16 protein-coding genes are annotated in these 20,199 nt (G+C 70.5%); 9 read left to right on the top strand and 7 right to left on the bottom strand.

Annotation, left to right across the window (positions count from 1 at the left end; all coding sequences use genetic code 11):
• The first annotated feature begins 251 nt into the window (after nucleotides 1–251).
• The 5 genes from NIE111_RS05270 to NIE111_RS05250 all read left to right on the top strand — a co-directional run bounded on the left by NIE111_RS05270 (nucleotide 252) and on the right by NIE111_RS05250 (nucleotide 6,022).
• A complete protein-coding gene (locus NIE111_RS05270; RefSeq protein ID WP_238683298.1) occupies nucleotides 252–1,541 on the top strand; it encodes an ABC transporter substrate-binding protein in 1,290 nt (429 codons plus the stop codon).
• 109 nt (nucleotides 1,542–1,650) lie between these two features.
• Entirely contained in the window at nucleotides 1,651–2,622 is a 972-nt protein-coding gene (locus NIE111_RS05265; protein ID WP_238683297.1) for a carbohydrate ABC transporter permease, read from the top strand.
• 10 nt (nucleotides 2,623–2,632) lie between these two features.
• Entirely contained in the window at nucleotides 2,633–3,475 is an 843-nt protein-coding gene (locus tag NIE111_RS05260; RefSeq protein ID WP_238683296.1) for a carbohydrate ABC transporter permease, read from the top strand.
• A complete protein-coding gene (locus NIE111_RS05255) occupies nucleotides 3,472–4,893 on the top strand; it encodes a GH1 family beta-glucosidase (RefSeq protein ID WP_238683295.1) in 1,422 nt (473 codons plus the stop codon). Before NIE111_RS05260 ends, NIE111_RS05255 begins: the two co-directional genes overlap by 4 nt.
• An 82-nt stretch (nucleotides 4,894–4,975) precedes the next feature.
• A complete protein-coding gene (locus NIE111_RS05250; protein ID WP_238683294.1) occupies nucleotides 4,976–6,022 on the top strand; it encodes a LacI family DNA-binding transcriptional regulator in 1,047 nt (348 codons plus the stop codon).
• Between the two features lie 243 nt (nucleotides 6,023–6,265).
• On the opposite strand, the gene NIE111_RS05245 is transcribed toward NIE111_RS05250, so the two are convergent.
• Nucleotides 6,266–7,486, bottom strand: a complete 1,221-nt coding sequence (locus tag NIE111_RS05245) for an acyl-CoA dehydrogenase family protein (RefSeq protein ID WP_238683293.1) — start codon at nucleotides 7,484–7,486, stop codon at nucleotides 6,266–6,268.
• Nucleotides 7,486–8,565, bottom strand: a complete 1,080-nt coding sequence (locus NIE111_RS05240) for a phosphotransferase family protein (protein WP_238683292.1) — start codon at nucleotides 8,563–8,565, stop codon at nucleotides 7,486–7,488. Before NIE111_RS05240 ends, NIE111_RS05245 begins: the two co-directional genes overlap by 1 nt.
• A 149-nt stretch (nucleotides 8,566–8,714) precedes the next feature.
• Between NIE111_RS05240 and NIE111_RS05235 the strand changes: the two genes are divergently transcribed.
• Nucleotides 8,715–9,416 carry an ACT domain-containing protein gene (locus NIE111_RS05235; RefSeq protein WP_238683291.1) on the top strand — a complete coding sequence of 234 codons (702 nt, stop codon included), beginning with the start codon at nucleotides 8,715–8,717 and terminating at the stop codon, nucleotides 9,414–9,416.
• Between the two features lie 89 nt (nucleotides 9,417–9,505).
• Nucleotides 9,506–10,582, top strand: a complete 1,077-nt coding sequence (locus NIE111_RS05230; RefSeq protein WP_238683290.1) for a GNAT family N-acetyltransferase — start codon at nucleotides 9,506–9,508, stop codon at nucleotides 10,580–10,582.
• 63 nt (nucleotides 10,583–10,645) lie between these two features.
• Here NIE111_RS05230 and NIE111_RS05225 read toward each other — a convergent pair whose 3' ends face one another.
• Nucleotides 10,646–12,211: an aldehyde dehydrogenase family protein gene (locus NIE111_RS05225; protein WP_238683289.1), complete on the bottom strand. Its 1,566-nt coding sequence runs from the start codon at nucleotides 12,209–12,211 to the stop codon at nucleotides 10,646–10,648.
• A 432-nt stretch (nucleotides 12,212–12,643) separates the two neighbouring features.
• Between NIE111_RS05225 and NIE111_RS05220 the strand changes: the two genes are divergently transcribed.
• Complete coding sequence (locus tag NIE111_RS05220) at nucleotides 12,644–15,547, top strand: glycoside hydrolase family 9 protein (RefSeq protein WP_238683288.1); 2,904 nt, start codon at nucleotides 12,644–12,646, stop codon at nucleotides 15,545–15,547.
• A gap of 78 nt (nucleotides 15,548–15,625) precedes the next feature.
• On the opposite strand, the gene NIE111_RS05215 is transcribed toward NIE111_RS05220, so the two are convergent.
• On the bottom strand, nucleotides 15,626–17,779 hold the full coding sequence (locus tag NIE111_RS05215) for an acyltransferase family protein (RefSeq protein ID WP_238683287.1): 2,154 nt from the start codon (nucleotides 17,777–17,779) through the stop codon (nucleotides 15,626–15,628).
• A 139-nt stretch (nucleotides 17,780–17,918) separates the two neighbouring features.
• Between NIE111_RS05215 and NIE111_RS05210 the strand changes: the two genes are divergently transcribed.
• Nucleotides 17,919–18,446, top strand: a complete 528-nt coding sequence (locus tag NIE111_RS05210; protein ID WP_238683286.1) for a DUF488 domain-containing protein — start codon at nucleotides 17,919–17,921, stop codon at nucleotides 18,444–18,446.
• Between the two features lies 1 nt (nucleotide 18,447).
• Here the strand turns inward: NIE111_RS05210 and NIE111_RS05205 are convergent, their stop codons facing one another.
• From NIE111_RS05205 to bioB, 3 genes are read right to left on the bottom strand one after another with little or no spacing between them, the layout of a single operon-like run.
• Nucleotides 18,448–18,954, bottom strand: a complete 507-nt coding sequence (locus NIE111_RS05205) for a GNAT family N-acetyltransferase (protein ID WP_238683285.1) — start codon at nucleotides 18,952–18,954, stop codon at nucleotides 18,448–18,450.
• Nucleotides 18,955–18,958: 4 nt separating this feature from the next.
• A complete protein-coding gene (bsaP, locus tag NIE111_RS05200; protein ID WP_238683284.1) occupies nucleotides 18,959–19,150 on the bottom strand; it encodes a biotin synthase auxiliary protein BsaP in 192 nt (63 codons plus the stop codon).
• Between the two features lie 5 nt (nucleotides 19,151–19,155).
• Nucleotides 19,156–20,151 (bottom strand): biotin synthase BioB, encoded by a 996-nt coding sequence (bioB, locus tag NIE111_RS05195; protein ID WP_238683283.1) that lies wholly within the window; start codon nucleotides 20,149–20,151, stop codon nucleotides 19,156–19,158.
• Nucleotides 20,152–20,199: the final 48 nt, after the last annotated feature.

Raw genomic sequence — 20,199 nt, 5'->3', positions numbered from 1 at the left:
ACCTTTCCTGACCGAAACCTCTTGATCACCGAGGTGGGGCGGGGGGTGTGGTTGGGGTGGGTGCGATGGGAGTGGTCAGCGGTAACGATCTGGGAACGCTCCCAACGTCCTATTGACACTCCCGTTACCCGCCGGCAATCTCATGGGAGCGCTCCCGGAGGTGGTGTGTGTCACTCACGGACCCCGGCCCGGCGCGATGAGCAACCCCCACCACACACATCAGCCTCACCACCGGAAAGAGGGGTCAGCGAATGAGTGTCACCACGCGGCGTACCCGCCTGGCGGCCGCTGCCCTGGCCGCGATCACCGCGGTCAGCGGTCTCGCAGCCTGTGGCAACGACGACGACAAGCCGGCGGCCGGCGAGAAGCCCGCCAAGCTGGTCGTCGACACCTTCGGCGAGATGGGCTACGACGAGCTCGTCAAGCAGTACGAGAAGGACACCGGCATCAAGGTCGAGCTGCGCAAGACCGCGCAGCTCGGTGAGTACCGGCCGAAGCTGGTCCGCTACCTGGCCACCGGCAAGGGCGCGGCGGACGTCACCGCCCTGGAAGAGGGCATCCTCAACGAGTTCAAGCCCAACGCGCGCAACTGGGCGGACCTCACCCCGCTGGTCGCCGACCACTCGAAGGAATACCTGCCCTGGAAGTGGGAGCTGGGCAAGGCGCCGGACGGCCGGCTGATCGGCCTGCCGACCGACGTCGGCAGCCTCGCCGTCTGCTACCGCAAGGACCTGTTCCAGGCGGCCGGCCTGCCCACCGAGCGCGACCAGGTGTCGGCGCTCTGGCCGGACTGGAAGGGCTTCCACGACGCCGGTCTGAAGTACAAGCAGGGCACCGGCGGCAAGGCGTTCATCGACTCGATCACCGCCGTCTCCAACGGTGTGCTCTTCCAGGGCAACGGTGACCTGTTCTACGACAAGGAAGACAACATCATCGCGGACACCAGCCCCGCGGTGAAGAACGCCTGGGACACCGCCACCTCGATGGCGGACATCTCCGCCAAGGCGTCCACCTGGTCGCCGGAGTGGTCTGGTGGCTTCAAGCAGGGCACCTTCGCGGCCACCTTCTGCCCGTCCTGGATGCTCGGCATCGTGTCGGACAACTCCGGTCCGGCCAACAAGGGCAAGTGGGATGTCGCGTCCGTGCCGGGCGGCGGCGGTAACTGGGGCGGCTCGTGGCTCGCGGTTCCGGCGCAGAGCAAGTACCCGAAGGAGGCGGCGAAGCTCGCCGAGTACCTGACCAACGCGAAGAGCCAGGTCGAGGCATTCAAGCTCAAGGGCCCGCTGCCGACGAACCTGGAGGCGCTGAAGAACGACGCGTTCATCAGCTACACCAACGAGTACTTCAGCAACGCGCCGACCGGCAAGATCTTCGGGGAGAGCGTCGCCAAGATCCAGCCGACCCACCTGGGTCCGAAGCACCAGGCGGTCAAGGAGAACGCACTCGAGCCGGCCCTGCGGGCGTTCGAGAACGGGCAGGCCGACAAGGCGAAGGCCTGGGAGCAGTTCACGAAGGACGCCAAGACTCAGGGTGCCTTCTGAGTGATTCCCTGCCGGTGGCGTTCGGGGTTTCCCGGACGCCACCGGCCGGTCCCCTCCGCGTAGCGCCCTGCGCGAGGGCCCCCGGGCCTCGCCGGAAAAGGAAATTCGCATGAGCCTGTCGGCCACGACGGCACGGCCGTCGCCAGCAGCACCGCCTTCTCCCGACGTCGATCGCCGACGTCGACGGGGAAGGTTACTCAACCGCCTCGATGTCAAGTACTCGCCGTACCTCTACATCGCCCCGTTCTTCCTGATCTTCGGCATATTCGGGCTGTACCCGATGGTGCGTACCGCCTGGATGTCGCTGCACGACTGGGACATGATCGGCGAGCACACGTTCATCGGCTTCGACAACTACACCCGGCTGGTGTCCGACGAGTACTTCTGGAACGCGCTGGTCAACACGTTCGGCATCTTCGCCCTGTCGACCATCCCGCAGTTGTTGCTCGCCCTCTTCCTGGCGAACCTGCTCAACCGGACCCTCCTGCGCGCCAAGACCTTCTTCCGGATGGCCATCTTCATGCCGAACGTGGTGTCGGTGGCCGCGGTCGCGATCGTCTTCGGGATGTTGTTCCAGCGGGAGTTCGGCCTGTTCAACTGGCTGCTCAGCTTCGTCGGTGTCGACCCGGTCGACTGGGACGGGCACCGGTGGAGTTCCTGGACGGCCATCTCCTCCATGGTCAACTGGCGGTGGACCGGGTACAACACCCTGATCCTGCTCGCCGGCATGCAGGCGATCCCGAAGGACCTCTACGAGGCCGCGGAGATCGACGGCGCCAGTCCGTGGCGACAGTTCTGGCAGATCACCCTGCCCATGCTCAAGCCCACCTTCATCTTCGTGGTCATCCTGTCCACGATCGGCGGCATGCAGCTCTTCACCGAGCCCCTGCTCTTCGGCAACGGCAACATCATCGGCGGCAACCAGCGGGAGTTCCAGACGCTGGCCATGTACATGTACGAGATGGGCATCGTGAACCTGAACACCGCCGGCTACGGAGCCGCGGTCGCCTGGGCGATCTTCATGATCATCATCGTGGTGTCGCTGTTCAACTTCCTACTCGTCCGCCGCTCGGCGAAGTGAGGAGAGATCGATGATCTCGGCTTCCCAGCGCCTGTGGCGCACCAGCCCGCTGACCTACGTGGCGCTCGTCCTGGCGGCGCTGCTGTCGATCTACCCGTTCTACTACATGCTGGTGATCGGCAGTCGCAGCCTGGACAACATCAACGACGTGCCGCCGCCGCTGACCCCCGGTGGCGCGTTCGGTGACAACTTCGGGCGGGTGCTCGACAACGACGCCGCCAACTTCCTCACCGGCATGATGAACTCGATCATCGTCTCCTCGGTGGTCACCGTGTCGGTGGTGCTCACCGGTTCACTGGCGGGGTTCGCCTTCGCCAAGCTGAAGTTCCGGGGCAGCAACGTCCTGCTGCTGGCGATCATCGTCACCATGATGATCCCGACCCAGATGGGGCTCATCCCGCTCTGGTCCATGATGCAGGACCTGGGGTGGTACGACACCCTCTACGCGGTCACCGTGCCGTTCCTGGTCAGCGCCTTCGGCGTGTTCATGATGCGGCAGTACGCCAGCCAGGCCATCTCCGACGAGCTGATCGAGGCCGGCCGCGTCGACGGGGCGAGCACGTTCCGGATCTACTGGAGCATCGTGCTGCCCGCGCTACGTCCCGCCGCCGGCGTGCTCGGTCTGCTGACCTTCATGGAGACCTGGAACTCGTTCATCTGGCCGTACGCCATCCTCACCCCGGAGAACCCGACCCTGCAGGTCTCGCTCTCCTTCCTCTCGTACGCCTACTACACCGACTACTCCCAGGTGTTCGCCGCCACGGCGATCGGCACCATCCCCCTGGTAATCGTCTTTCTCGTGTTCGGCCGCCAGATCATCGGCGGGATCATGGAAGGTGCCGTCAAGTCGTGAGCAACCCCGCCAGCCCACCCGCCGTCGACGTCCTCGACGAGCGCCCTGGGCTGACCTTTCCACCCGGATTCCTCTGGGGGGCCGCGACGGCGGCGTACCAGATCGAGGGGGCGGCGGCCGTGGACGGCCGCGCCCCGTCGATCTGGGACACCTTCAGCCACACCGAGGGTCGGGTCGTCGCCGGGCACACCGGGGACGTCGCGTGCGACCACTACCACCGCCTCGGCGACGACGTCGCGCTGATGGCCGAGCTGGGCCTGAAGTCGTACCGTTTCTCGGTCTCCTGGTCCCGGGTGCAGCCCACCGGCACCGGCGTGGCCAACCCGGGCGGCCTGGACTTCTACCGGCGACTCGTGGACGAGCTGCTCGCCAACGGCATCGAGCCGTGGCTCACCCTCTACCACTGGGACCTGCCGCAGCCGTTGGAAGACGCCGGCGGCTGGCCGGCGCGGGACACCGCCGCCCGCTTCGCCGACTACACGACGCTGGTGGCCGACGCGCTCGGTGACCGGGTGCGCTACTGGACCACGCTGAACGAGCCGTGGTGCTCAGCGTTCCTCGGCTACGGCTCCGGCGTGCACGCCCCCGGCCGCACCAACGGAGCGGACGCGGTGCGTGCCGGACACCACCTGATGCTCGGTCACGGCCTGGCCGTGCAGGCACTGCGGGCCGCCCGGCCGGCCGCCGAGGCGGGCGTGACCGTCAACCTCTACCCGGTCGACCCGGCCAGTGACAGTCCGGCCGACTCCGACGCCGCCCGGCGGATCGACGGGTTGGCCAACCGGTTCTTCCTGGACCCGCTGCTGCGCGGGTCGTACCCGGAGGACCTGGTGGCCGACCTGAGCACGGTGACCGACTTCGCGCACGTGCGCGACGGCGACCTCGCGACCATCTCCACGCCGCTGGACCTGGTCGGGGTCAACTACTACAGCCGGCACGTGGTCGCCGCGCCGGTCGAGGGCGTGGAGGCCGACCCTGCCCCCTCGTGCTGGCCGGGCAGCGAGGACGTCCGGTTCGTCACCCGTGGCGTTCCGGTCACCGACATGGGCTGGGAGATCGACGCCCCGGGCCTGACCGAGACGCTGCGTCGGGTGAACGGTTACACCGACCTGCCCCTGTACGTCACCGAAAACGGTTCCGCGTTCGTCGACTCGGTGGTCGACGGGCAGGTCGACGACGTCGACCGGCTGGCCTACTTCGACGCCCACCTGCGCGCCGCCCACGAGGCGATCGACGCCGGCGTGCCCCTGCGGGGATACTTTGCCTGGTCGCTGATGGATAATTTCGAATGGGCCTGGGGTTACACCAAGCGGTTCGGCATGATCCACGTCGACTACGACAGCCAGGTCCGCACCCCCAAGTCCAGCGCCAAGTGGTACGCCTCGGTGATCCGGCGCAACGGTCTGGCCGCACAATAGGCTCGGGCCAGCCATCAGGACGGCCCCGGCGTCCACCTCTCGCAGGTGGCGCCGGGTCCGCCCGCCGTCGGAGGAGCAGACGATGACAACGCAGCGCACCCGGTCGCTCGGGCGCCCGACCCTCGACGCGGTCGCGGCGCGTGCCGGCGTCGGTCGGGGCACGGTCTCCCGCGTGGTCAACGGCTCGCCCCAGGTCAGCCCCGAGGCCCGGGCCGCTGTCCAACAGGCCATCGCAGAGCTGGGGTACGTGCCGAACCGGGCCGCCCGTGCGCTCGTCACCCAGCGCACCGACTCCGTCGCGCTGGTGGTCTCCGAATCCGGCGAGCGGGTCTTCACCGAGCCGTTCTTCGCCAGCATCGTGCGGGGGATCAGCTCCGGGTTGCTGGAGACGCCGATGCAGCTCTGGCTGGCCATGGCACAGTCGCCGGTGGAGCGGGAACGGGTCGAGCACCACCTCACCAACCAGCACGTCGACGGCGTACTGCTGCTGTCGTTGCACGACTCCGACCCGCTGCCGACGCTGCTGGAGGAACGTGGCCTGCCCGCCGTGCTCGGCGGTCGGCCCGCCCGGATGCTGCAACCCGGCGCCCAACCGGCCTGGTTTGTCGACGTGGACAACGTTGGCGGGGCGCGGCAGGCGGTGGAGTACCTGGCGAGGCAGGGGCGGCGACGCGTCGCCACCATCGCCGGTCCGCAGGACATGGGTGCCGGCCTGGCCCGGTTGGCCGGCTACACCGACGCGGTCAAGGCCACCGGCGCCAGCGTCAACCCCGACCTGATCGCGTACGGCGACTTCAGCGAGGGCAGCGGCGCGGCCGGAATGCGCCGGCTACTGGACGCCTGCCCGGACTTGGACGCGGTCTTCGTCGCGTCCGACCTCATGGCGTTCGGCGCGCTGCGTACCCTGCGCGAGGCCGGCCGCCGCGTGCCGCAGGACGTCGCGGTGATCGGCTTCGACGACGCGACCATCGCCCGACAGGCCGAACCGCCGCTGACCACTGTCTTTCAGCCGGTGGAGGAGATGGGCCGGCAGATGGCCCGCCTGCTGGTGGCCCGGATCCGTGGCGAGGAGCTACCCGCCTCCCACATCCTCCTGGACACCCAACTGGTCCACCGGGCCTCCGCCTAACCCCCCGGGTACCCCCAGGGGATCCGAACGGCGCGTGTCGATCATGGGGTTGGCCTGGACGATTCCGGCATGGCGATCCGCCAGCACATGATCAATGAGGTTCGCAGGCAAGATCGCGCTCGATCCTGGATCGAGGGGCCTCCCGGCGACCGCACACCACCACATCCAGGATCGAGCGCGATCGTGGGGTGTGGGGGTGTGCGGGCCCGGGGTGTGCGTGGGGCAGGTTTTGTTGCCCGGCGGTCAGGCGGGGGTGGGGGCCCAGCGGCGGAGTTCGCGCTTGGCCAGGGAGTTGCGGTGCACCTCGTCGGGGCCGTCGGCGAGGCGCAGGGTACGGGTTTGCGCCCAGAGGGCGGCCAGTGGCGTGTCCTGGCTGACACCGGCGCCGCCGTAGGCCTGGATGGCCTTGTCGATCACCCATTCCGCCATCGCCGGCGTGCCGATCTTGATGGCCTGGATCTCGGTGTGCGCGCCCCTGTTGCCGACGGTGTCCATCAGCCAGGCCGTCTTGAGCACCAGCAGCCGGGCCTGCTCGATGCGGACCCGGGACTCGGCGATCCACTCCCGGACCACGCCCTGCTCGGCCAGCGGTCGGCCGAACGCGATCCGCCCTAGCGCCCGCCTGCAGAGCAGCTCCAATGCCCGCTCAGCCATTCCGATCAATCGCATGCAGTGGTGGATCCGGCCCGGCCCCAGCCGGGCCTGGGCGATGGCGAAGCCGGTGCCCTCGGCGCCGATCAGGTTCTCCGCGGGCACCCGGACGTCAGTGAAGTCGATCTCGGCGTGCCCGCCGTGTGAACCGTCGGTGTAGCCGAAGACGGTCATGCCCCGGCGCACTGTCACCCCGGGGGTGTCCCGGGGGACCAGCACCATGCTCTGCTGGCGGTGCCGGTCGGCGCTGGGGTCGGTCTTGCCCATCACGATGAAGATCTCGCAGCGCGGGTCCATGGCCCCGGACGACCACCACTTGCGTCCGTTGATCACGTACTCGTCGCCGTCCCGGGTGATCCGGGTGGCGATGTTCGTGGCGTCGGAGGACGCGACCTCCGGCTCGGTCATGCAGAACGCCGAGCGGATCTCACCCTCCAGCAGCGGCATCAGCCACCGCTTCTGCTGCGCCTCAGAGCCGAACTCGGCCAGCAGCTCCATGTTGCCGGTGTCCGGTGCCGCGCAGTTGACCGCCTCCGGCGCGAGGTGCGGGCTTCGCCCGGTCAGCTCGGCCAGGGGGGCGTACTGGAGGTTGGTCAGGCCGGCGCCGTAGCGCGGGTCGGGCAGGAAGAGGTTCCACAGGCCGCGCTTGCGGGCCTCCGCCTTCAGTTCGGCCAACACCGGGGTACGCGACCACGGGTCCCCGACGGCCACCTGCTCGGCGTGCACGGCCTCGGCCGGGTAGACGTGCTCGGTCAGGAACCGGGTCAGCTCGTCGCGCAGCTCCTCGGTCCGGCTGTCGTATGAGAAGTCCATCACCGCTCCCTGGCGGCGGTCAGCCCGTGCGCGACCAGCGGTGCCACCATCTCGCCGATCCGGTCGAAGCCCTCGCCGAGCGTCTGCCCGAGCGTGTGGCGGTAGTGGATGCCCTCGCAGATGACAGCGAGCTTGAAACAGCCCAGCGCCACGTGCCAGTGCAACGGCCCGACGTCGACACTGCTGCGTCCGGCGTACCTGTCGATCAGCTCGCTGCCGGTGGGGAAGCCGGCGCGCGGGCCGAGCCCGTCGGCGACGGGGTTGCCCGCGGCGGTCTCGCTGCCACCGAGCACGTCCCAGTACGTCAGCAGCAGCCCCAGGTCGGCGAGGGGGTCGCCGAGGGTGGCCATCTCCCAGTCGAGCACCGCGTGCACGGTGACCGGGTCGGCCGAGGCGAGGAGGTTGTCCAGTCGGTAGTCGCCGTGCACGATCCGGCCGGCGTTCGCGCCCTCCGGGGCGGTCGTCGCGAGGAGATCACGCAGCTCGTCGATGCCGGGCAGTGGGCGGCTGCGGGAGCGGTCGAGCTGCCCGGCCCAGCGGCGGACCTGCCGGGCGAGGTAGCCCTCGGGGCGGCCGAAGTCAGCCAACCCGACGCTGGACGGGTCGACGCTGTGCAGCGCGGCGAGCGTGTCCATCATCGCCATCGCGAGGGCCCGGCGGCGCTCGTCGCCCAGCGGGTCGGTCTGCGCGCGGGTGCGGAACACCTCGCCGGGCATCCGCTCCATGAGGTAGAACGGCGCGCCGATCACCTCGGGGTCGGTGCAGAGCAGCAGCGCCCCCGGGACCGGCACCTCGGTCGGTGCCAGCGCCGAGATGACCCGGAACTCGCGCGCCATGTCGTGCGCTGTCGCCAGTACGTGGCCCAGCGGTGGGCGGCGCAGCACCACCTCGCGGTCGCCGAGGCGCAGCAGGTAGGTGAGGTTGGACTTGCCGCCCGCGATCAGCGTGGCACGCAGCGGCCCGACGGCCAGCTCGGGTCGGTGCGTTGCCAGATGATCGGCGAGACGGTCCAGGGCCAGCCCGGCCGGGGAGACGGGAACGGCCCCCGGCCGTGACGCGTCGACGGCCGGATCGCTCATCCGACTAGTTGATGGCAGCCCGCTCACGTTGTCAAGGTCGGAATTTCCGCTCGGGACATGCCCCTGCAACAGGGACGAAATGGTCAACTACCAGGCTGGGTTCAGCCTGCCGGCCGATCTTTGCCGGCCCGCCGAGCGGAGGGACAGACATGTTGCTGCGAGTTCGGGTCACCCTGCCGGACCGTCCGGGCACCCTCGGTCAGGTCGCCCGTACCTTGGGCGTCTCCGGGGCGGACATCGTCCAGGTGGTGGTCCTCGAACGGCTCGGCGGGCGCGCGGTGGACGACTTCACTGTCGTCTGGCCGGGTGCGGCGCGGGTGGAGCGGCTGCTGGCTGGCCTGGCGGCGATACCGGGTGTGCGGGTGGACGGCGTGTGGCGGGCGATCGGCGCGCCCACCACCACCGGCCAGGACGCGGAGCTGCTGGCCCAGGTCGCGGCCAACCCGGCCGATGGGTTGGCCACCCTGGTCGACGCGGTGCCCGGGTTGTTGGCGGCCGACTGGGCCGTGGCCGCCATGGTGCCGGTCGACTGGGCCTCGCGGAGCGGGGGCGGCGGGGCGACTGTGGGGCACGCGAGCTGGCGTGCCCCCGTACCCCCGCGGTTGCCGGAGGTGACCCCGCTGCGGGGACGGTCGATGACCACGCCCGACGGCACGCACCACGCGATCGCGCCGTTCGGCCGGGCGGGCCTGGTGCTGGTGGTGGCGCGCGAACGCAGCGAGACCCTCTCCGCCGCGGCGTTTCACAGCACCGAGGTGGATCGGCTCACCCAGCTCGTCCGCGCCTGCGCGGTGATCCTCGGTGATCGACTCGATCTCGTCGGTGCGCCGCCGGTGGTCGCCGGCCCCTGAGCGGCCCGAGGAGTTCCCGGGCCGACACCGCCGGGCAACCGGGCGGCAACAGGCGGGGGTGAGGCTCTTACCGGGGAAGGGAGCCAACCATGACGTTGTGGCGGATCCGAGCGACTGTGGACGACCGACCGGGTTACCTGTCGGTGCTCACGGCGAGCCTGGCGCTGCGTGGGGTCAACATCCTCACCGTGCAGGTGCAGCCCACCGAGCAGGGCGCGGTGGACGATTTCCTGGTCGACGCGCCGGACGCGCTCGACGAGGCCGAGCTGATCGCCGCGGTCGAGCGTGGTCGGGGCCGGGACTGCTGGGTGGCGCGCAGCGAGGCGCGTGGTCTGGCCGACCAGCCCACCCGGGTGCTCGGGCTGGCCAACCGGTTGGTGCGTGACCCGGACGCGACGGGCGAGGCGTTGCGCACCCTGCTCGCCGCCGACGTCGTCAGTTGGCGGCCGGCGACGGTCGGCGGCGAACGGGGGATCACCGGCGCCACCATGCTGTTGGCCGACCCGGCGGGCGGTTCGTTCGCGCTGCGCCGGGTCGCGCCCGACTTCACCCCGGCGGAGTACGCGCGGGCGCAGGCCCTTGTCGAACTGGCCGCCACAGTGGCGCGCCGGGCCGCCGAACAGGTCACACTGGTGCTGCCCGACGGCGCCGAGGTGGCCGTCCGGCCGGCCAGCGCCCACGATCTGTCCGGCGTGGTGGAGCTGCACGAGGCGTGCTCACCGCGCAGCCGGCAGCGGCGTTACCTGGGCGGGGCGTCGCTGCCGCAGCCGGCCCGCGTGCGTCGACTGCTGGAGCCGAGCCGAGGGCTGACGCTGATCGCCAGCACCACCGGTTCCGACGGCACCGCCGAGTCGGTGGTCGCCATGGCGAACCTGCTCGGCGAGGGCGACGAGGCCGAGGTGGCGCTGCTGGTGCGGGACGACTGGCAGCGGCGTGGGCTCGGCTCGGCGTTGCTGCGCCGGGTGGTCCAGCACGCCGACCGGTCCGGGTACGCGGCGCTGGTGCTGCACGTGCAGGCCACCAACGACCCGATGCTGCGGACGCTGCACCGGCTGGGCCGGCCCGCTGCGGTGGAGCGCGACGGCGGGCTGCTCACCCTCACCGTCCCGCTCGCTGTCGCCCTCAGGGCGGACCGAGAGGACGTGTTCTCCACGCCTGGCGTCTAGGGCCCGACGGGGGCCCCTTGTGCGCGGCGAACGTCCACAAGGGGGCCTCTTCCGATGCGACTGTCAGGTGGTGGGGTAGCTGTTGTAGTCGGGGAAGTTGCCGTAGAGCCGGCTGTTCCCGCGGACGGTGACGGCCTGCACCAGCAGGTCACCGCCGACGAACGCGCCCTTCCAGGAGGCCCCCCGGCCGCCGAACGGTTCGTCCCGGTCGCCGCGTGAGCGCGGTTTGTTGATGCCCACCTTGAACGCCTGGAGGTCCACGGCGAGCTTGCCGGCCTCGTCGGTGTCGTCGCAGGCCAGCGAGGCCACCAGCGCGCCGTTGGAGGCGTTCATGGCGGCCAGCAGCTCGTCGGTGGTGTCCACCACGACGATCGTGTCGACCGGCCCGAACGGCTCGGCGTGCATCAGTCGGGACCGTCCGGGCGGGGCGAGCAGCACCGACGGCGCCACGTACGCCGAGGTGTCCTGCCCGGGAAGGAACGGCGCGCCGGAGAGCTTGCCCCGGTGTAGTGGGATCGCGCCGCCGCGGACCGCCTCGTCGACGGTGCGGCGTAGCTCGTCGGCCTTGGCGGCGCTGATCAGCGGCCCGAAGTCCAGCTCGGGCAGCGGGTCACCGGCGGCCCAGTCGTCGCCGACGGCGAGCGGGTGACCGAAGCGGACCGAGCGGACGACCGGCAGATACATGTCGAGGAACTCGTCGACCAGGTCGCGCTGCACCACGAACCGGGGGTAAGCGGTGCAGCGCTGCTTGCCGTACTCGAAGCCCTTCCTGAGGTGCGTGGCGAGCAGGTCCCACTGGGAGAAGTTCCAGATGCCCCAGGCGTTGAGACCCTCCTGTTCGATGAAGTGCCGCTTGTCGCTGTCGAGCAGCGCGGCGGCCACCTTGCCGCCGTTGGACCGGCCGCCGACGAACGCCACCGCGCCGATCTCGGGCGCTCGGACCAGCACCTCGGACAGTTCCCCGCCGCTGCCGGAGACGAGCGTGGCGGGCAGGCCGGCCCGGTGCATCAGCGCGTGCGCGACGGTCAGGCACACCGCGCCGCCCTGGGAGGGGGTCTTGGCGATGACCGCGTTGCCGGCCAGGAGCTGCACCAGTTCGGCGTGCACCAGCACGCTCATCGGGTAGTTCCACGACGCGATGTTGCTGACCGGGCCGGGCAGCGGCTCCCGGCCGTCGGCGAGCATCCGGTCGATCTCGCCCGCGTACCAGCGGACACCGTCGAGCGCCCGGTCCACGTCGGCGCAGGCCAGCCGCCACGGCTTGCCGATCTCCCACACCAGCAGCAGGGCGAGCAGGTCGCGGTGGGCGGTGAGCGAGTCCACTGCCGCGTCGACCCGGGCCTTGCGGTCGGCCAGCGGGGTCTGGGCCCAGGCCCGGTGCGCGTCGGCGGCGTGGGCCACAGCGGCGCGCGCGGTGGCCGCGTCGACCCGGGGCAGGTTGATGAGGATGGTGTTGTCCACCGGGGTGCGGACCGGGGCTGGCTGGCCGACAGCTCGCCATTCGCCCTCGACCAGGTTGTGCAGTGTGGTGACGCCGTCTACCTCGGCGCCGAACGCCTCCGGGGTGGTGGCCACCGCGCGGGCCAGGATGTCGGTCCAGGCGGTGTCGTCGGCGAGTCGTCGTGCCATCGCTTCTCCTCAGGGTTGACCAGGGAGCGGCGGCGTCGACGGCACCGCTGGTGAGCGGTACTGTCTCGCGCTTCGTAGTGGGTCAGCAACAGTACGTTTGTCTGGCTGGCCTCCGAAGCGCTCGAATGGCGCGAGGATCTTTCCGGAGGCTTCCGTCGTGACGTGCGCAAACGTCGAACGTGGATCGACCTGTGTCGATGGTGTGAGATGCTCCGCAATGTTACTCGCTAGTACGGGAGCGGCGCGGCGCGTGTCCACCCCGATCGGCGGGCTTCCCAACCGCCGACCCGCCCATTACATTGTCGGTTATCCATGGGAGCGCTTCCATGACCCGTGGTCACACCGCCACCCCGCTGTCGCCGGTGGCCGTGCCGCCCGTACGCCGTCCCGCGTCGGTGCGACCGCCGGCGGCGCCTCCGACAGGAGTCCGCCATGCGCCACCTGACCCGGCCGTTCAGCGGCCAGCCCGGCCGGTCGCCGGCCGCCGACCAGCCCTGGCCGCGGCGGCTGCTGGCCCTCGGCGTCGCGTTGCTCACCGGCGCGTCCCTCGCGGTGACCGCGCCACCGTCCGGGCCTGCCTCGGCCGCGCCTGCGGCCACCTACAACTACGCCGAGGCGTTGCAGAAGTCGCTGCTCTTCTACGAGGCGCAGCAGTCCGGCCCGTTGCCCGACTGGAACCGGGTCTCCTGGCGCGGCGACAGCGCGCTCACCGACGGCGCCAGCGCGGGCGTGGACCTCACCGGCGGCTGGTACGACGCCGGCGACCACGTCAAGTTCGGCTTTCCGATGGCGTTCAGCGCCACGATGCTCGCCTGGGGCGCCGTCGAGTACCGCAGCGGCTACACCTCGTCCGGGCAACTGCCGCACCTGCTCAACAACCTGCGTTTCGTCAACGACTACTTCATCAAGGCGCACCCGTCGGCAAACGTCCTCTACGGACAGGTCGGCAAGGGCGACGACGACCACAAGTGGTGGGGTCCGGCCGAGGTGATGCCGATGGCGCGGCCCGCGTACAAGATCGATGCGACCTGCGGCGGCGCGGACCTGGCGGGGGAGACGGCGGCCGCGATGGCCGCGTCCTCGATGGTGTTCCGGCCCACCGACGCCGCCTACGCGGACAAGCTGCTCGGGCACGCCCGGCAGCTCTACACCTTCGCCGACACGGTGCGGAAGGCCTACCACGAGTGCATCACCGACGCCACGAGCTTCTACCGCTCGTGGAGCGGCTGGCAGGACGAGCTGGTCTGGGCCGCGATCTGGCTGCACCGGGCCACCGGCGAGGCCAGCTACCTGACCAAGGCCGAGAGTGAGTACGACAAGCTCGGCACCGAGAACCAGTCCACCACCCGCTCCTACAAGTGGACCATCGCCTGGGACAACAAGCAGTTCGGCGCGTACGTGCTGCTGGCCAACCTGACCGGCAAGCAGAAGTACGTCGACGACGCCAACCGGTGGCTGGACTACTGGACCGTCGGGGTGAACGGGCAGCGGGTTCCGTATTCACCCGGTGGAATGGCGGTGCTCGACTCCTGGGGCGCGCTGCGCTACGCCGCGAACACCTCCTTCGCCGCGCTGGTCTACAGCGACAAGACCACCGACACCACCCGCAAGGCGCGCTACCACGACTTCGCCGTCCGGCAGATCAACTACGCGCTCGGCGACAACCCGCGCAACTCCAGCTACGTCATCGGGTTCGGCGCCAACTCTCCGAAGAACCCGCACCACCGCACCGCGCACGGCTCCTGGTGGGACAGCCAGACCGTGCCGGTGGAGACCCGGCACACCCTCTACGGCGCGCTGGTCGGCGGCCCGTCCTCGGCCAACGACGCGTACAGCGACAGCCGCTCGGACTACGTGATGAACGAGGTGGCCACCGACTACAACGCCGGCTTCACGTCCGCGCTGGTTCGGCTGACCTCCGAGTACGGCGGCACGCCACTGGCGAACTTCCCGGTCGCCGAGACGCCGGACATCGACGAGCTGACAGTGGAGACCACTGTGACGCAGGCCGAACCTCGGGCCACCGGGCTCAAGGTGATGGTCTACAACAAGTCCGCGTTCCCGGCCCGCGCGCTGACCGACGGCCGGTTCCGGTACTACTTCCGGCCCGACGGCACCGGCCCGGTACAGGTCACCGCCGGCTACACCCAGGGCTGCCCGTCGCCGACCACCGCCAAGCAGTTCAGCGGCGACATCTGGTACGTCGAGGTGGACTGCGCCGGGCACACCATCGCCCCGGCGGGCCAGTCGCAGCACCGGATGGAGGTCCAGTTCAAGATCGGCGTGCCCGAGGGCGGCACCTGGGACCCGACCAACGACCCGTCGTACCAGGCCACCGCCGGGCCCAACCGGAAGGTGCCGCTCTACTCCGGCGCCACCCGCGTCTGGGGTGAGGAGCCGGGCCCGGTCGTACCGGACACCACGAAGCCGACCGTGCCGGGTACCCCGGTGGCGTCGAACCTCGGCCCCCGCACCGTCACCCTGACCTGGGCGCCGTCCACCGACAGCGGCGGCAGCGGCCTCGCCGGGTACGACGTCCGCGAGTTCATGGTCGGTAACGACGTGGTGGCGACCCGACGGGTCACCGAGAACTCGATCACCATCACCACCCTGCTACCGGAGCGGACGTTCGAGTACACCATCGTGGCGCGCGACGGCGCGGGCAACGAGTCGGCCGCCTCGCCGAAGCTCAGCGTGACCACGCCACCGGCCGGCACCGCCGACACCACAGCGCCGAGCACCCCCGGCACGCCGGTGGCCTCGGCCGTCACCGCCACCGGGCTCACACTGGCCTGGACCCCGTCCACCGACAACGTGGGCGTCACCGGTTACCGGGTCTACCGTGAGGCTGGCGCCACCGACGCGCTGGTCGGCTCGCCGACCGGCACCACCCAGGCGGTGTCCGGGTTGACCGCCTCGACGGCCTACCAGTTCTACGTGGTGGCCATGGACGCGGCGGGCAACGCCTCCGCGGCGTCCACGCCGGTCGCGGTGACCACCGCGGCACCGCCGGTCGGCGGCACCTGCACGGTGGGGTACGCCACCACCGACTGGGGCAGCGGCTTCACCGCCAACGTGTCGATCACCAACACCGGCACCACAGCGATCAACGGCTGGGCCCTACGGTTCAGCTTCCCTGGTGGGCAGAGCGTCGGTCAGGGCTGGTCGGCGACGATCAGCCAGAGCGGCGCGGCGGTCACCGCCACGAACCTGTCCTACAACGGCACCATCGCCCCGGGCGCGTCGGTGAGCTTCGGCTTCAACGGCACGTACAGCGGCGCCAACCCGAAACCGACAGCCTTCACCGTCAACAACACCCAGTGCGCCATCGCCTGACCGGTACCGCGACGAGATCGTGGACGGTTGCCGTTCCGCGCGGAACGGTGACTGTCCACGAGCTGCGGTGATGCTTGCCTACGGCAGGTGTTGTGGCACGAGTTGACGCAACCGGTCGTGCAGCCGCGGGGCGAGGCTGCGGGCGTACGTGGCGGTCAGGTGATGCGCGTCCCGGTAGACGAGCAGCCCGTCGATCACCGCGGGGCATGGTTCGGTGGGGCAGATGGCGTCGTTGAGGTCGGCCAGGCGCACGCCGGGCACCGCCGTCGCGGCGCGCTCCTGCGGTATGCCCCAGGTGAGCGCGCGCTCCCGGGGCTGCGCGCAGGCGGTGAGCCGCTCGCGATTCGCCGAGACGCACTCGGCGATGTCCACCGTGAACGACGGGGTATCCCGGATGACCACCAGCGGCAGGCCGGCCCTGGTCATTTCCGACCACGTCTCCGACAGCGCGGTCGTCTGCGCGTCCGTCGTCGCCGGGCCCGGTGGTGGCGGGCTGCCGTCCACCAGCGGAATCTGGGTCACGCTGGAGACGATGAGCAGCCGAGGCCGCCGCTCGCCGGTGAGCGCGGTGCGGAGATTGCGGTTCCATTCCGTGCAGCTGGGATCCGGCCGTCCGGCGATGCTGATCGGCGCGGTCAGGAAGGAACAGGTCGTCTTGATGTAGGTGACCAGCCGCCAGCCGCGCTCCGCGGCGATGACCTGTAGGGCCGGCACCCAGTGCGCCGCGTGGGAGTCGCCGGCCAGCGCCACCTCGACCGCCGAGTCACTGTCGCCGTAGGTACAGCTGCGCAGGCTTGCCTCCTGCGCCTGCGTGACGCAGTCGTCCCGGTAGACGTCGGGCAGGTCGTCGCGGGCCTCAAGCGGATCGGGTGTGATGCGGGCGAACCGGTCCACCGGTGCCGCTGCCCGCTCGCCTCCGGAGGACGCGCCCGGCGGGGCGGCACCGGCGAGTGGTGCCTGGGCCGAGACCGGTGGCCGGACCGCCAGTTGCAACCCGATTCCGGTGAGGACGGTGACGCTGGTGGCTGCCAGTCCCATGCGCAGCACGCGGGCCTTGGAGAACTGCGCGTACCGGAACGGATTCTCCACCAGGTGGTAGGTCAGCACCGCCGGGACGGCCGAACAGAGGATCATCGCGAGGCCGGCAGTGGTTCCCAGCGGCCCCCACCGGGCTTCGGCCACCACCAGCAGCGGCCAGTGCCACAGATACCACGAGTACGACACGGCACCGACCGCGCGCGTCGGCCGCCTGTTGAGCAGGAAAGCCGGTCCGTATCGTCCGGCGCCGGGCCCGGCCGCGATGATCGCGACCGCGCCGAGGGTGGGCAGCAACGCCAGATATCCCGGGTAGGCCGCGGTCTCCGGTCGGATCAGCGTCGCGGCGAGGCCGACAGTGGCCATACCGGCCCAGCCGAGCGTTATCGCGGCGGGACGCGGCAGCCGGGACAGGTGTCCACCCAGGATCGCCAGACCGCCGCCCAACGCCAGTTCCCACATCCGGGTGGTGGTGACGAGGTACGCCCGCGCGGGTTCGGTCTGGCTCAGGTGGATCGACCAGACCAGCGACGGGATGCCGACCAGGGCGAAGGCGGCGAGCAGCCACTGGGACATCCGGTCGCCGAGGAACGGTCTGCGGTGTCGGGCCGGCCGACCGCCCGGGATCGGACGCCGCGCGTCGGCGTGCCGGGACGTGCGGCGCGAAACCTGGAGGGCGACGACGAGCAGGAGCAGCGGCCACACCAGGTAGAACTGTTCCTCCACGGCGAGCGACCAGAAGTGCTGGAGGATGCTGGGGGCCTCCTCGGAGCGCAGATAGTCGGTCGACTGCTCCACCAGACGCCAGTTCATCGCGTAGACGGCGCTGGCCAGGGCGTCCCGGGCAGTCTCGGACCACCGGATCGGGGGCAGGAAGAGGTAGGTGAGCAGGAGGCTCGCCACGAGGACGACGGTGGCTGCCGGCAGCAACCGCTTGGCACGTCGGGCGTAGAAGTCGACGATGCGGATTCCGCCGGTCCGGCGGATCTCGTCGACGAGGAGTCCGGTGATCAGGAACCCGGAGATCACGAAGAAGACGTCAACGGCGACGAACGCGGCGGGGAGCGCGGAGATGCCCGCATGCCCGACCAGCACCAGCACCAGCGCCAGCCCTCGCAGCCCCTCGATGTCGCCACGGAACCGGCCCGCGAGGATCGGGCCGGCGCTAGTGTCTGGTCCCCTCGTCTCCACTCTCACCTCAGGCACGATAAGCCCGATGTGACTGTTATGGGATAAATGCCGCAAATGGAGCAGTATCGGGCTGCATCCCGGGGCCCGGCCCGCGCCGGCGCAACCCGGGTGGATAGGTTGGCGGGATTTCGGGCACCTCACGATCGTGCGGGAGTTGCTGACCGTCGGGCATGGCGCCGCCGATCGGGGCCGGCTGGGAGAGTTGCTGGCCGGGGCCGGGATCGCCCAGGTGGTGGACGTCCGGCGATACCCGGCCAGTCGCACCAACCCGGATGTCCGCCGTGAGGAACTCGAACTGTGGCTGCCCGAGTGGGGCGTCGACTACCGCTGGGAGCCGCGGCTCGGTGGACGACGGCACGTCCCCGCCGGGGAGCCGGAGCCGGACACCTGGTGGACGGTCGCGGCGTTCCGGGCGTACGCCGCCCACACGCGGACGGCCGAGTTCGACGACGCGCTCGCCGAGGTGCTCGCCGCTGCGGATCGTCGGACCACCGCGATCATGTGCAGCGAGAGCGTCTGGTGGCGCTGCCACCGGCGGTTGATCGCCGACGTCGCGACGCTGGGCGGCGGAGTTCCCGTGGCGCACCTGATGCCGGACGGCCGCCTCAGCCCGCACCGGCCGGCCGGGGGCGCCCGCCGACTGCCCGACGGCCACCTGCTGTGGGACGGCTGAGTCACTCCACCAGGTCGTCGGCGAGCAGGTCCATCAACAGGCCGTCGTGCCAGCGGCCGTCCGCGCCGCGCTCGTAGCGGCGCAGCACCCCCACCGGACGGAAACCGACCTTCGCGTACGCCCGGATGGCGGCGCTGTTCGCTGCGGCCGGGTCGATGGTGAAGCGGTGGTGACCGTACTCGTCGATCAGGTGTCGGGCCAGGGTGCGGATGGCGTCACCGCCGAGACCCGCGCCGCGCTCCGCCGGGTCGAGGAAGACGTCCAGGCTGGCGTGCCGGTAGTCCGGGTCCGCCTCGGCGTACCACTGGATCGCGCCGATCACCCGACCGTCGTGCTCGATCGCGTACACGTGCAGGTCGTCGTCGGCGAGGTCGGCGCGCACGGAGTCGGCCAGGTCGTCGCCGCCCCGCCACCACCGTCGTACCTCAGGGTCGGCCCGGATCGCGGCGAGGGCCGGCACATCAGCGGCCGTCGCCGGTCGTAGGGTCACCGCCCGCCCTCGCAGCACCGGCTCAGCCCCGGATCTCGCCGTGTTCGACGCAGATTGCCGCCCAGCCCACCGGCAGCACCTGCACCTTCATCCGGCGACGGCAGCGGGGGCAGAACCGGGGCGGCTCCAACTGGCGGGCCGACGCGCAGGCCGGGTGGGCGGTGGCCGTCGTCGACTCACCGCACCGGTCGCACCACAGCTCCGTCGTCGTCATTGTCGTCACAGCGTGGCGGAGAGCGCCTTGACCGGCATCTTCAGCTCGTCCAGCAGCTCCAGGTCGGCCGTCGCCGGTCGACCCAACGTGGTCAGGTAGTTGCCGACGATCACCGCGTTGATGCCGCCGAGCAGACCGTCACGGGTGCCGAGGTCGCCGAGGGTGATCTCGCGACCACCGGCGTACCGCAGGATGGTGCGCGGCATGGCCAGCCGGAACGCGGCGATGGCCCGCAGCGCGTCCTTGCCCTCCACCACCGGACGGTCACCCAGCGGGGTGCCGGGACGCGGGTTGAGGAAGTTGAGCGGCACCTCGTGCGGGTTCAGCTCGGCGAGCTGCGCGGCGAACTCGGCCCGCTGCTCGATGGTCTCACCGAGGCCGAGGATGCCGCCGCAGCACACCTCCATGCCGGAGTCGCGCACCATCCGCAGCGTCTCCCAGCGCTCCTCCCACGAGTGCGTGGTGACCACGTTGGGGAAGTACGACTTGCAGGTCTCCAGATTGTGGTTGTAGCGGTGCACACCCATGTCGACCAGGTCGTCGACCTGCTCCTTGCTGAGCATGCCCAGCGACGCGGCGACCTGGATGTCGACAGCCGCCTTGATGGCGGCGACGCCCTCGCGCATCTGCTTCATCAGCCGGGCGTCCGGACCGCGGACCGCGGCGACGATGCAGAACTCGGTCGCCCCGGTCGCTGCGGTCTGCTTCGCCGCCTCGACCAGCGACGGGATGTCCAGCCAGACCGAGCGCACGGGCGAGGTGAACAGGCCCGACTGCGAGCAGAAGTGGCAGTCTTCCGGGCACCCGCCGGTCTTGAGCGAGACGATTCCCTCGACCTCGACCTCCGGGCCGCACCAGCGCATCCGCACGTCGTGAGCGAGCTGGAGGGCGGCGGGCAGGTGCTCGTCGGGCAGGTTCAGCACGGCGAGGATGCCGGCCTGATCGAGGCCGACACCGTCACCCAGGACCTGGGTCCGGGCCTGGTCGAGGATCTCTGGCATGGCTCGTACCCTACTAGGCCTGTGCGAGAGCCCTCGATCAGCCGGAAT

It is taken from the genome of Micromonospora hortensis, from assembly GCF_022230935.1.
Lineage (GTDB): Bacteria > Actinomycetota > Actinomycetes > Mycobacteriales > Micromonosporaceae > Micromonospora > Micromonospora hortensis.
This window is presented reverse-complemented; position numbering and strand designations above follow the sequence as displayed.

Bases quoted from the DNA above. Each gene is read 5' to 3' on its own strand.
- NIE111_RS05225 (WP_238683289.1), bottom strand. From the start codon at position 12,211: ATGGCACGACGACTCGCCGACGACACCGCCTGGACCGACATCCTGGCC.
- bioB (WP_238683283.1), bottom strand. From the start codon at position 20,151: ATGCCAGAGATCCTCGACCAGGCCCGGACCCAGGTCCTGGGTGACGGT.
- NIE111_RS05230 (WP_238683290.1), top strand. From the start codon at position 9,506: ATGACGTTGTGGCGGATCCGAGCGACTGTGGACGACCGACCGGGTTAC.
- bsaP (WP_238683284.1), bottom strand. From the start codon at position 19,150: ATGACGACGACGGAGCTGTGGTGCGACCGGTGCGGTGAGTCGACGACG.
- NIE111_RS05245 (WP_238683293.1), bottom strand. From the start codon at position 7,486: ATGGACTTCTCATACGACAGCCGGACCGAGGAGCTGCGCGACGAGCTG.
- NIE111_RS05260 (WP_238683296.1), top strand. From the start codon at position 2,633: ATGATCTCGGCTTCCCAGCGCCTGTGGCGCACCAGCCCGCTGACCTAC.
- NIE111_RS05270 (WP_238683298.1), top strand. From the start codon at position 252: ATGAGTGTCACCACGCGGCGTACCCGCCTGGCGGCCGCTGCCCTGGCC.
- NIE111_RS05235 (WP_238683291.1), top strand. From the start codon at position 8,715: ATGTTGCTGCGAGTTCGGGTCACCCTGCCGGACCGTCCGGGCACCCTC.
- NIE111_RS05220 (WP_238683288.1), top strand. From the start codon at position 12,644: ATGCGCCACCTGACCCGGCCGTTCAGCGGCCAGCCCGGCCGGTCGCCG.
- NIE111_RS05240 (WP_238683292.1), bottom strand. From the start codon at position 8,565: ATGAGCGATCCGGCCGTCGACGCGTCACGGCCGGGGGCCGTTCCCGTC.
- NIE111_RS05250 (WP_238683294.1), top strand. From the start codon at position 4,976: ATGACAACGCAGCGCACCCGGTCGCTCGGGCGCCCGACCCTCGACGCG.
- NIE111_RS05265 (WP_238683297.1), top strand. From the start codon at position 1,651: ATGAGCCTGTCGGCCACGACGGCACGGCCGTCGCCAGCAGCACCGCCT.